Annotated in this window: 10 protein-coding genes and 1 pseudogene; 2 read left to right on the top strand and 9 right to left on the bottom strand. The window is 53.0% G+C overall.

All coding sequences use genetic code 11. The features are described 5' to 3' along the window. From ACTRWH_RS18760 to ACTRWH_RS18730, 7 genes are all read right to left on the bottom strand, one after another. On the bottom strand, positions 1-435 hold a 435-nt coding region (locus ACTRWH_RS18760; protein WP_462826726.1), incomplete at its 3' end, for an aldehyde dehydrogenase family protein. A gap of 31 nt (positions 436-466) precedes the next feature. After that, positions 467-1390 carry a catechol 2,3-dioxygenase gene (locus tag ACTRWH_RS18755; protein WP_085680910.1) on the bottom strand — a complete coding sequence of 308 codons (924 nt, stop codon included), beginning with the start codon at positions 1388-1390 and terminating at the stop codon, positions 467-469. 5 nt (positions 1391-1395) lie between these two features. After that, positions 1396-1722, bottom strand: coding sequence for a 2Fe-2S iron-sulfur cluster-binding protein (locus ACTRWH_RS18750; protein ID WP_007152423.1), 327 nt, complete (start codon positions 1720-1722; stop codon positions 1396-1398). A 182-nt stretch (positions 1723-1904) separates the two neighbouring features. Beyond that, positions 1905-2690: a 1,6-dihydroxycyclohexa-2,4-diene-1-carboxylate dehydrogenase gene (locus ACTRWH_RS18745; protein WP_007152424.1), complete on the bottom strand. Its 786-nt coding sequence runs from the start codon at positions 2688-2690 to the stop codon at positions 1905-1907. 10 nt (positions 2691-2700) lie between these two features. Next, on the bottom strand, positions 2701-3714 hold the full coding sequence (gene benC, locus ACTRWH_RS18740) for a benzoate 1,2-dioxygenase electron transfer component BenC (protein WP_007152425.1): 1014 nt from the start codon (positions 3712-3714) through the stop codon (positions 2701-2703). Between the two features lie 77 nt (positions 3715-3791). Next, positions 3792-4286, bottom strand: a complete 495-nt coding sequence (locus ACTRWH_RS18735) for an aromatic-ring-hydroxylating dioxygenase subunit beta (RefSeq protein WP_228210723.1) — start codon at positions 4284-4286, stop codon at positions 3792-3794. Between the two features lie 19 nt (positions 4287-4305). Beyond that, entirely contained in the window at positions 4306-5661 is a 1356-nt protein-coding gene (locus tag ACTRWH_RS18730) for an SRPBCC family protein (RefSeq protein ID WP_228210724.1), read from the bottom strand. A 178-nt stretch (positions 5662-5839) separates the two neighbouring features. Here ACTRWH_RS18730 and ACTRWH_RS18725 point away from each other — a divergent pair. Next, positions 5840-6782 (top strand): annotated as a pseudogene (locus ACTRWH_RS18725) (transposase family protein); the annotation flags it as partial. A gap of 340 nt (positions 6783-7122) precedes the next feature. Then, complete coding sequence (locus ACTRWH_RS18720; RefSeq protein ID WP_470368385.1) at positions 7123-7449, top strand: transposase; 327 nt, start codon at positions 7123-7125, stop codon at positions 7447-7449. A 306-nt stretch (positions 7450-7755) separates the two neighbouring features. On the opposite strand, the gene ACTRWH_RS18715 is transcribed toward ACTRWH_RS18720, so the two are convergent. Next, the gene (locus ACTRWH_RS18715) at positions 7756-10794 is read right to left on the bottom strand and encodes an efflux RND transporter permease subunit (protein ID WP_085680922.1); all 3039 of its coding nucleotides are present in this window, start codon (positions 10792-10794) and stop codon (positions 7756-7758) included. Beyond that, positions 10791-11843: an efflux RND transporter periplasmic adaptor subunit gene (locus tag ACTRWH_RS18710; protein WP_085680924.1), complete on the bottom strand. Its 1053-nt coding sequence runs from the start codon at positions 11841-11843 to the stop codon at positions 10791-10793. Before ACTRWH_RS18710 ends, ACTRWH_RS18715 begins: the two co-directional genes overlap by 4 nt. Between the last annotated feature and the right edge of the window lie 18 nt (positions 11844-11861).

The following is an 11861-nucleotide window of genomic DNA, read 5'->3' as shown; positions in this document are numbered from 1 at the left end:
TTTGGGGCGACGAACGGCATAGTTAAGGGCTCCGGTGCCATCCGGTGTTGGCATCTCGAAGGATTCCGTGGGCACGTTCTTGACCATGTCAGCGAACACCTTGAAATTCGCAGCGCCCCGGGGAATGTCGATGTGGCTAGCCATCGACTTCGGCTTGCCGGTGTCGAGGCATTCTGCCTCGAGGAACTCGTCAAATCGCGCGTTGATGCCGTCGGCCACCTTGTGCAGGATGCCGGTCCGTTGCTCCAGCGTCATCTTGCCCCAAGGGCCATTCAAGGCCGCTTTCGCAGCCTTGACGGCGGCATCCACCTCCTCCCGGCCGGCTTCGTGAACCTTGCTGATCAACAGGCCGTTAGTCGGATTGATGTTGTCGAAGAGCTTGCCGCTGGCCGACCCAACGTACTGTCCGTTGATGTAGTGTTTTATGTCTTTCATTGCTGCTCATTCCCGTGAAGCCAGTATTGGGTTAGGTCAGCACCGTCATGAACCGTTCGTTCAGTGCCCGGTCGTGGTAGAAAATCGCTTTGCCAAGCTCTTCCGTCTTCCAGGTGACCGGCTTGTGATCCGGGTAGAAGTAATCACCGCCACAGAACACTTCGTTGCGGTTGCCGGACGGGTCGAAGAAATAGATGGTCTTGCCGTGGGTCAGACCGTGACGGGTCGGACCGATATCGATGGACGTATCGGTCATGGTGATCAGGTCCGCCGCCCTCAGGACGTCTTCCCAGGTTTCCAGGTGGAAAGAGACGTGGTGGAACTTGCCCTTCTCCTCGTGATGGATAAACGCCACGTCGTGCTCTTTCATGGAGACGGTCAGGAACTGCGCCACCCGTGTGCCTTCCGGATCCAATACTTGCTCGACCAGATCGAAGCCCAGGACATTGACAAAAACATCGTAAGTCGCCGCCAGCTCAGGACCGTAAAACAGACAGTGGTCAAAGCGCACGGCTTTCATGCCCCTCAGACCACGCGGCCAGGCCTCCGGATTAACACTGGAAAGACCCCATTTACCCGTATAGAGCTTATCGGCATACAGCTCGAAGGCGTGGCCGGAAGGCACCGTGAAGCGAACACGACGACCGCAATCCTTCAACTCCTCTGCCGGTACCTGCTCAACGTCAACGCCGTAATCCACCAGGTCTTTTTCCAGCTGGACCAGGACCTCTTCGTCAACCACCTTGAAGCCCATGAAGTCGCAGCCAGGCTCGTCCGCTTCGCGCAGGACCACGGAGAACTTGTCCACTTCAGACCAGGCCTTCAGATACACCCGCCCCTGGTCGTCGCGATCGGTTTGAATCAGACCCATCAAGCCCGTATAATGCTCAATGGCTTCGTCCATATCGAGAACGCGGATCTGGACGTGGCCGGGACGCATGACACCCTTTTTCATGGCAATCACCTCAACAGTTTTGTTGTTTGCTTCGCAAGTGTCCTCTCAGGAAGAGGCATACACTCAATGATTAGATCCGTCAGAGGATAGATCCGGCAGGCTAGAACTTCGCCTTTTTCAACGGCTTCGGGCGGGGCATGCCGCCTGCTCATCTTGCCGCACTCGAAGTGCCCTTCCAGAACTTGGATCTTACAAAATCCGCAACCACCACCCCGACAGCCCACAGGAACACACTTCAGACCCCTCTGCTCCATAGCCTTGAGCACACTCTGGCCCTCCTGGCAGGTAAAGCGGTCTCCCGTTGTGCGATTAGACACCTGAAATCCGGCCATGGCTCACCCTCAAATCAGATCTCCTTGAGGAGCCCAACGTTACATTTCAAACGTGCCGTCAGCCGCTCCCAAGCATTTCTCCATAGTTAGTTCGAAACTATCTTCCTAACTTGAGGCAAAGGCGCACTACTCAACCACCGGCGTAATCAGTGCGAACTTCTTAATTGGAGCAAAGGGTTAGGTTACCCCTGATACCCGCCACCCACCGGCAGCACCGTACCTGTGATATAGGAAGCCTCGTCAGACGCCAGGAAAAGTATGGCATTGGCCTGCTCTTCCGGTACGCTGTAGCGCTTCATGAAGCTCGTTTCGGTAGCCTCATCAACGATAGCCTGATACCACCCCTTCTCCAATTGGCTCATGGCTTCACTATTACGAGGAATCCGCCGCGGGCCAACATCAGTACCACCGGGTGCTACTGCATTGACACGGATTCCATATTTGGCATTTTCAAACGCCATACACACGGTCAAAGCGTTTACGCCACCCTTGGCCGCCGCATAGGGCACACGGTTAGTACTTCGGGTTGCAAGGGATGACACGTTCACGATCACTCCACTTTGCTGCTTTTGCATCTGTGCCAAAACTGCATGGGAACACCAAAGGGTCGGAAACAAGGAGCGACGAATCTCGGCTTCGATCTGCACTTCCTCGTAGACTTCATAGGGCTGGACCCAGATCGTACCGCCAACGTTATTGATCAATATGTCGATGCGGCCAAAATGACTTACCGCCAAATCGACTGCCTTGCAGGCATCCGCGTACCGTTCCAGATCAACGACGCTTATCTGGACGCTTGCCGCGCCAGCGTCCAGGGCCTCCTCGGCCACCTCTTTGACGAACTCGGAGCGATCCACCAGCAGCAGGCTAGCTTTTTCGGCAGCCATCTGAAGGGCAACAGCACGACCAATACCTTGGGCAGCACCGGTCACCACAACGACGCGGTTTTCAAAACGTTCAACTCTCATTTAGCTATCCTCATTTACTTGCCGCAAATTTTTCATAGTGGAAGCTGGCTGGCTGAATACCTTTTTCCTGCATATAGCAGTCCACCGCTTCTACCATCGGCGGCGGGCCACAGAGGTAGATGTCCACATCGCCATCATGCAGGTGTCCGGGTTCTATATAGTCGGTGACATAGCCCTTCTGTGGCCAGCTGCTATTTTTAGAGGCAACGCAGGAACTGAATGTGAAGTTATCGATGGCGTTTGCGAAGGATTCCAGCTTATCCATGTCAACCAAGTCAGCATCGTGAGTGACGCCGTAAATCAGATGGATCGGGTGTGCACAGCCATCCCGCTGGATCTTTTCCAGCATCGCCAGGAAGGGTGCGAGGCCGGTGCCACCAGCCAGCATCAGTACGGTGCGCTGGATGTCACGCAGGTAGAAGCTGCCGAACGGACCGCACAGCGTGATGTTGTCACCTACCCTGGCCTTTTCTGTCATATAGGTACTCATCAGACCTTCGGGTACTACACGGATGAGAAAGGACACCGACCCATCAGCTTGGTTGATTAAGGAACTGAAGGAGTAGGCACGCCACTGATCAGTTCCCGGCACCAGCACTTTGACATACTGTCCCGGCAAAAAGTGCATGGCACGCAGCTCATCACTGGCAACGGTGAATGACAAAGTTGATTCTGACAAGCGATTGATGTCAAAAAGCTTGGCGCGTAAATCGGCCTGCTGACTCCTTATACAAACCTCAGAGGAAGCCGGTACTGTGACGACGCAATCCGACTCCGGAATCATCTGGCAGGTCAAAACATATCCGCGCCTAGCCTCCTGATCAGAGAGCGCATCCTCGATATACCCACCCATCTCGTAGCTGCCGGACTCACAGTGGCATTTACAGGTGCCACATGCCCCGTCACGGCAATCGAGCGGAATATTGATTCCGGATCGGTACGCCGCGTCCGCCACTGCTTCCATTGGTAAGGTTGTAATAAATCGAGTGAAGCCGTCCTCAAAATTGAGCGCTACCTTATACATTCTTTACTACCTTTTCATCAAACGGTTAACCAGGAAGGACGACCGTGAGAAGTTCAGACCATAAATTTGTAGACAACTCACACATGGTAGATGTCCAGCACATGATCTATATAGTCATTTTTCAATATTACTTTCTTTCTTGAGATTGCATAATTCTCGTCACTATTAACAATCAACTCAACGAACGTGACACCGAAATATGTATCTACTTTATTATATCTAAAACTTTTTGTTATCCAGTTATACCGAACACTACATGATTCTTTACTAGCATCAGTTATCTCTATATTGCTTATCGAATGAAGCGTCCTGGGATCGGGCTCACTGCTTGCTCCCGACCGATCGGTCTGGATACGAAATACTCGATCCTCGAGGCCGTCACGGCTATCATAGTACATCAGTGAAATTTCGGTTCTTGGGTTACTTGTAAGATTACCATCATCATCCCAAGAGGGCATCCAAAACTCGACACTCTTATCATAATGCCGAATCCAGAATTCAAAATCTTTATCATCCAAACAGCGGGCTTCGGAATATAAAAATCCACAAACTTTTTCGTAATAAAAAGTCATAACATCTCTCCAGATAATTTCATCTTTTATAAATAATTCGCCCTTCCTCATCAGGTATGTTTTTTAACGTATTAGCCCAATGTTCATGCTGAACTACAAACAGCCCCTCATCCTCGCTTTTAGCACCACTTAGCAGCGGAAATAGATCAATATCTTTCGCCGCTTCATCTTGCCCATCAATCCAATGCTTAGCCCCTCGACTAAGATCATTCCAAGGCACCTCGGAAGCTTGAAAACCGTTCTGACAGGAACGAAACTGCTCTAGATCATCCGGTGTTGCCATACCAGTAGCATTAAAGAAATCTTCGTATTGCCGAATACGTAGAGTACGCGCACCTTCACTTTCGTTCTTAGGCGCAAAGCAATATATCGTCACTTCAGTTTTAGTCGGTGAGATTGGGCGAAAGTGACGAATTTGAGTACTCGTTTGATCCATTAAGAAAACATTTGGATAAATTCCTAAGTTCCTCATATTGGAAATCATCCAATCCGCCTTATTCTCACCATACTTTCTGGAGAGCTCTTGTCTTTTTTCAGCCAATGGTCTATCTTCTGGATTCGGCACTTGCATCCATAATAATATGTGCCCATTCTCGAAGGCGTAAAATCCTCCTTTTTGCTTATTCCAAGTACTAAGATCCAAAGTCTTTGCATTAGTTTTAGATAGACCCTGTTTTCTTCTTGCAACTGCAGCAACGTAGTTCCAGTGGACAGCCGAAACATGATATCCATCTGCACCATTTTCTGCCTGCATCTTCCAGTTACCATCGAACGTATAAGTGGAAGCACCTCGTAGAACTTCAATACCATCTTCCGATTGGTTGATGATCATATCGATTATTTTTGTAGATTCACCCAGATAATCTTTCAACTCTTGCACATCAGGATTCAGACTTCCAAAAAGGAATCCACGGTAAGACTCGAACTTCGCAACCTTTTTGAGGTTCAGTTCGCCTTCACAGTTGAATGAATCAGGATATCCCGAATCTTTTTCGTCCTTAACTTTGAGCAATTTCCCCGAATTACTAAAACTCCAGCCATGAAAGGGGCATGTCATAACGGATTTGTTACCTTTCTTCGTCCGACAGAGCATCGCTCCTCTGTGAGTACAAACATTGAGGAAGGCATCAAGATTGCCGGCTTTGTCTCGCGTTATAATCACCGGCTGTCGACCAATGTAGGTCGTAAAGAAATCGTTATTTTTTGGAATTTGGCTTTCGTGGGCAAGATATACCCAGTTACCTTCAAAAATATACTTCATTTCTAGCTCAAAAATTTCCTCATCAGTGAAGGCATCCCTCCGTAGCTTATAAATTCCTTTCTCCGAATCCGTGACAAGCATTGACTCGATTTTCTCTTTTATGCGGTCTGACATATATACCTCACGACTTCTCAATTAATAGAGAATGAACCAAACTTGTAGTTATCAACGTATAAGACTACCGAGTCGAGACTCTTAAAAAGGTCCCTCACCAAGGCAAGGGACAAAGACCCAACATGGAGATAAACAACGATGGTTCGCGTTAATATTCTCTAAATTAGTCAGAGATCGAAATCCTATTACTGCATTCATTGTCCGGCTTCTGCAATCACAACCATCTCCGCAGTTGCCACAGCGAATTGATGAGGATGGACAGGCGTTGACGCCCGTATTGGTTGAGGCCATCGTTGAGTTTATTCAGTCCGTCGAAGCCCCGATATCGCCCTTGAGGCTGGGCCATGTCGCGCTGAATGTGGATGCCTTTCCCAAGGACAACAGGCAGTCCCATAAGGAAGGCGTCAACAAGGGGGATGACGGCCATCTCCCGATAGCCGCTTCCCAGGGGCGGGGGGCTGGTGCCTGGGTTGCGAGCTGCGCCCTGGCAGCCAGCATGCCAACAACGGTTTCCTAGACACGCTCCGGCGAATTCTGCCTCAGGCCCGGACACCCACGGACAAGCCCATTCTGTTGCGCCTGGAACCTGGACCGTGACGACAAGATGGAAGCGGTACTGTCAGAAGAAGTTTCGGACGAGCTCGGGTTCCGCCGAGTCCTCAAGGAGACCGTGCACATCAGCGACGCCAGTGGACAGCTGTATCTGGAACCGGACGTTAGCCTCGAAGGCTGGATCGCGACCTTACCAGCCGACATCGCCAACGAGCAGCAAGTCATGGCACTGTGTAGCTACCACGCCATCAGTGAACAGTTCTACAGTGAATTCAAGACCGACCTGGACCTGGAGTGTCTACCTTCGGGCAAGCTCCACACCAACAACCTGGCAATAGCTTTCGCCACAATGGTATACAACCTGCTGCGCTGGATGGGCCAGAGACTCACCGGCCCGAATGCGCCACCCAGCCGAACGCCGTCGCCTAAAGATGATGATGCAAGACCTCATTTACATGGCGCGCCGACTAATTCACAGCGGCCGACAATGGCTGCTGCGATTTGGCCGACACTTTCCGGGTTTTGTCATTTGTCGGGACCTCTATCGAGGTCTTGCCTCTTTCGGATAAGTCACTCGAACATCCCGTCACCTTTAACTCACCCGGCGCCCTAACCGGGACCACTGTCTATTGTCTGAATCTCATGAACTAACCACAAATTGATCAATTCGACTCAACGACCGGCTTTGCCTGGGAAGGTTGGGAATCAATAGCTCAACTTTGGCCATATTCCTGGACAAATTGGCTTGGGGCGTGCCCGCCCGGGTATATTGAGGAGGTGGAGTAACTGATTCAAGTTATGACAAACAAAGTATCCTAACATCCCAATAGTGTTATCGGGATATTGTCTGACACCAGAAAAACACAAACAGCATCAGCGTGTTAAGAAGTCTCAGAATTAGTCCCCAAAATCAGCGATAATACGGACATCATCAACTGCACAGAATTCGTTGCCACCATCGACCAGATCACCTTCTCCAAAGCAGAGTACCAGACCAAGAAGCGGAAACCCCGCCGCGAAATCTTTCTGGAGCGAACGGGCAAATTGATTTACTGGAAGCAGCTGGAGAAGAAGGTAGCCCGTTATTACCCCAAAGGCCCGAAAGGACGACCTCCGTATCCGTTGTCCGCGATGCAGCGAGTCCACTGCATGCAATTGTTCTATAACCTGAGCCACCCGGCGATGGAAGACGCTCTGTCAGAGCTTCGAATTCTTGCGGCAGCGTGGCATCATTAAAGAGTTGGTAACTTTATGAAAGCCTGCAGCGAACTTCCAAAGCATGCTCCTTTATGGGAGCATGCTGCGTTTACGGAAGCGCCGTCTATTCATTATCCCCCTCGGCCTACTCGCTTGGCTGGCTGGCTGGCTGGCTGGCTGGGCATCAGTATAACTCCCCGCATGGGCAGGCGGGGCGACTAGATATTAAGAAAAGGAGTGTGACGACAGATCGTATGCGAGGATTATCTCAGAATTCAAACACCTCCCTGGCAGACCTAATTGAAAAGTACTTGCTAACAAAACTTGACGCTATTCCGACCTTCATCAGTTTTCGCTCTTTAAACGAAACCAGAGGGCATAAAGCGCCGGCACAAACAATAGCGTGATCAGAGTGCCGACCGCTACGCCCCCGATAAGGACATAAGCCAGCGGCCCCCAGAACAGGTCAAAGGTCAGAGGTACAAACGCCAGAACGGCCGCCAGGGCAGTGAGCACCACAGGGCGGGCGCGTTGGACTGCCGCCTCGACCACGGCTTCCCGGGCAACCATCCCTGCTTTGAAGTTGTCCTGCACCTGTTGGGTCAGAATCATGGTATTTCGCATCAGGATGCCGCCCAGGCCAATCAGTCCCAGCAACGCGGTAAAGCCAAAGGGTTGATTAAACAGCAGCAAAGCCAGCACAGCCCCAATCAGACCCAGTGGCGCGGTGGCGAGAACGGTCAATGTGCCGATAAATGAACGCATCTGAAGCATGATTAAGATCAGCATCAACGCCAACATCACCGGTTGTAATGTCTGGATGGACGCATTGGCTTTGGCTGATTGTTCCACCGTACCGCCGATTTCAATACGGTAACCCTCCGGCAACTGTTCACGCAGGGCGATCATCGCACTCCAGATTTCCTTGGTGACATCCGGTGGCTGGGCACCTTCTACATCGGCCTGAACGGCCAGGAAGGGGTCACGGTTGTAACGCTTTATGACGGGGTCCTCGTAACGAACCTGCCACTTGCCCAGTTGCTGTACGGAAAGTTTGCGGCCGTCGCGGGTTTTGATCTCAAGATCTTCCGGCATGATCACTTCGCCACGGGCATTACGCGCCACCAGTTGAACGCTCCTTATGCCCTGGCGCAGTTCGGTGACGGCCACTCCGCGAAGTTGGAACTGCAGTTGCCGGGCAACTTCCGCCGGGGTCAGGCCCATCCAACCCAGATTTTCCGGGTCCATATCAAGATAGAGCGTGGGTACGCGCTCATCCCATTCGAGATGCGGCATGACGATGTTCGGATGCCCGGTCATGAGAGTCCGGATCTGGTGCGCGATCTCTCTGAGCTGATCGGCTTCCGGACCCAGCACACGAAAACTGACCGGCCAGACCACCGGGGGACCGTACAGCAAACGCGTTACACGCACTCGTGCCTCCGGAAATTCACCCGCCGCGACTCTGGCTTCCAGTGCCGAGATGATGCGATCGCGCCCTTCAACGTCCTGCCCAATGGCAATCAACTTGGCAAATGCCGGGTCCGGCTGCTCGGGGTTGGCCGATACGAAGAATCGGGGCGCACCGGCACCGATGTAAGCAGAAAGGCTTTTCACCTCCGGCATGTCCATCAGAATCGCTTCCAGGCGTCTGACACTTTGATCCGTGGTGGCGATAGCGCTCCCCTGCGGAGCGTAGACACTGATCAGAACTTCGGGGCGATCAGAACTGGGAAAAAATTGCTTCTGCACCTGGGTTGCCATCCCGAAAGCACTGATCGCCAGCAAACCCACTGTGATAAAAACGACGGTTTTCCGGTACTGTACACACGCTGTGATCACCCCGCGCAACCGCTGATAAAACGCGCTTTGGTAGAGGTCCTGGCCCGTATGCCCGGTGTAATCGGGCAAGAGTTTGACGCCCAGATAAGGCGTAAAGGTTACCGCCACCACCCAGGAAATTAACAACGAAAAAGCCAGCACCCAGAAGATGTTGCCGGTGTATTCTCCCACCCCGGACTGGGCAAATCCGATGGGGACAAATCCGGCCACCGTCACCAGCGTGCCAAAGAGCATGGGCGCGGCTGTTATGCTCCAGGCATGACTGGCTGCCCGCACCCGGTCCCAGCCGCTCTCCATCTTCACAATCATCATTTCAATGGCGATGATCGCATCGTCCACTAACAGGCCCAGTGCGATAATCAAGGCACCCAGGGTGATGCGGTCCAGGTTAATGCCCGCCATTTTCATCAATAAAAAGGTCAGGCCAAGGGTCACAGGAATCGCAATGCCCACCACCAAACCCGCGCGCAGACCGATCGCCAGTATGCTGACCCCCATCACCACGACCAACGCAACCAGAAACTTGACCTGAAAAAGATCAACCGCCTGAGTAATCGCTTCCGCCTGATCGGTCAGGGTCTGTATTGACATTCCCAGGGGCAGTCTGGCCTGTTCAGCTCTGACAAACTCGCGCAGCCGCTCGCCAAATTCCAGGCCATTTTCACCCGCACGCATGACCACACCCAGGAGGATCGCATCCTCACCGTTGGAGCGGACGATGTAGTTCAAAGGATCTTCATAACCTAAACGCACCTCGGCCAGATCAGACACGGTGATATGCTGGTCTCCGATACGCAGAGGTACTGAGGTGAGGCGTTCAATGTCAGACAGGTCGATGTTGCTGCGGACATAAACCCGCGGGCCGGCAATATCAACAAAGCCAAGAGGCTGAAGACGGTTGTTGGCCTCTATCGCCTGCAACACCTCTTCTGCCGACAAACCGAGGTTGTTGAGCCGGTCCTGATCAAATTCGAGATACACCCGCTCAGGACGCTCCGCCAAGAGCTGTGCTTTTTGCAAGCCGGGCAGCCGTTGCAAGCGATCCCGTATCGATTCTGCCTCTCGGGTCAGTTCACGCATCGGCATCCCGGGTGCCGTCAGGGCCAGCAGGGAGAAATACACATCCGCGAAATCATCGTTGACGATGGGGCCGATCACACCCCGGGGCAGGTTGGGCCTCTCATCGAGCATTCGTTTGCGGACTTGATAGAAGAGGTCCGGCACTTTTTTGCTGGGCGTAGAATCCTGGAATCGGATAAGCATGGCGGCCTGCCCGGGCCGGATGGTTGTTTCAATGGTATCGGAATACGCCACCTCCTGAATTCGCTTTTCCAGACGATCCACGACCTGATTCTGCAGCACCTCGGGGGTTGCTCCTGGCCAGACGACAGAAACCACCATCGCCCGGACGGTGAACGCAGGGTCTTCCGCCCGGCCAAGGGACGAGAACGCGTAGAAACCGGTAACAACGGACAGCAAAAGAAAAAAGAGGGTGACCGAACGCTCGCGCACTGCCAGCGCGGAAAGATTCGGTAAGCTCATTGAGTCAGCTCCCGCACCGCCATGCCAGGCGTGAGCAGGTGTGTCCCTAATGCGACGATAAGCGTTCCCACGTTGATATCGGCCTTGATCTGCGCATACTCCTCGCCCAAATCAATAACCTCGACCGCAAGGGGCTTCACCGTGCCGTCGGAGATCAACCAGATCTGCGGCGCTTGCCCTCTCTCATCGAGGGCACCCAGCGGTACGCGATGGCTGGACGCGGTTTGCTTCTGTGATAACCGCACACTCACCACCGAACCCAGGGTTAAAGACGAGGGGTAGGGGCCCTCCAGGCTGTATCGGGCACGCCAGCTCCGGCTTCGGGGGTCGGCAGCCCCGGCAATCTCTTTCAGACTCACAGCAAGCTGTTCGCCATTAGGTAAAGGAAGATAACCGCGTTCGGGGGGATTACTGCCCTCTGGTAAAAAAACCTCGACTTCCAGCGATTGATCTTCAGCCAGAACGGCAAGGGTTTGTCCCACACCCACAACCTGGCCGGGTTCAACGATGACCTCAGTGACCACGCCCGCATTAGCGGCTTTTAGTTCCGCATACCCCAAGGCATTCTGAGCCTGCTGATTGCGTGCAGAAGCCGTTTCCACCTGGCTGCGCGCCTCACGCTCTGCCAATTCAAGGCGTTGCAGAGTTTGTTCGCTGACAAACTGACGCCCCACAAGTTGCTGCTGGCGCTGGAGCTCATTGGTGGCAATTGCCAGGGCGGCTTCTGCACGCTTCAGATCCGCGGCGGCTCCCTCCGCCGTTGCTAAAAGGTCTCGTGTATCGAGCTTGAACAGTAAGTCGCCTTTTTCCACGCGCTGACCGGGATCGATGTAACGATGTTGAATCCGACCGGCGATCTGAAAGGCCTGAGGAACTTCGTGGCGGCCTCGCAGGGTCCCTGAAAATCTCTGCGCTGTTGGGCCAGCATCCTTCAGTTCAACTGTTTTTACCCAGGGGATAGGGGCGTGGGCCTCTGGGGGCGGTTCCGAAGACTGCTGACAACCAGACAGAATGAGCAGCGAGATAAACAGTGTCAGCATACAGCGCATGGCAGGTGTCCCGATTGG

The sequence above is a fragment of the Marinobacter sp. G5_S1_61_S3 genome (assembly GCF_054968585.1).
This window is presented reverse-complemented; position numbering and strand designations above follow the sequence as displayed.

Coding starts and splice junctions, on each gene's coding strand:
- ACTRWH_RS18755 (WP_085680910.1), bottom strand. CDS start 1,390: ATGAAAAAGGGTGTCATGCGTCCCGGCCACGTCCAGATCCGCGTTCTC.
- ACTRWH_RS18750 (WP_007152423.1), bottom strand. CDS start 1,722: ATGGCCGGATTTCAGGTGTCTAATCGCACAACGGGAGACCGCTTTACC.
- ACTRWH_RS18745 (WP_007152424.1), bottom strand. CDS start 2,690: ATGAGAGTTGAACGTTTTGAAAACCGCGTCGTTGTGGTGACCGGTGCT.
- benC (WP_007152425.1), bottom strand. CDS start 3,714: ATGTATAAGGTAGCGCTCAATTTTGAGGACGGCTTCACTCGATTTATT.
- ACTRWH_RS18735 (WP_228210723.1), bottom strand. CDS start 4,286: ATGACTTTTTATTACGAAAAAGTTTGTGGATTTTTATATTCCGAAGCC.
- ACTRWH_RS18730 (WP_228210724.1), bottom strand. CDS start 5,661: ATGTCAGACCGCATAAAAGAGAAAATCGAGTCAATGCTTGTCACGGAT.
- ACTRWH_RS18715 (WP_085680922.1), bottom strand. CDS start 10,794: ATGAGCTTACCGAATCTTTCCGCGCTGGCAGTGCGCGAGCGTTCGGTC.
- ACTRWH_RS18710 (WP_085680924.1), bottom strand. CDS start 11,843: ATGCGCTGTATGCTGACACTGTTTATCTCGCTGCTCATTCTGTCTGGT.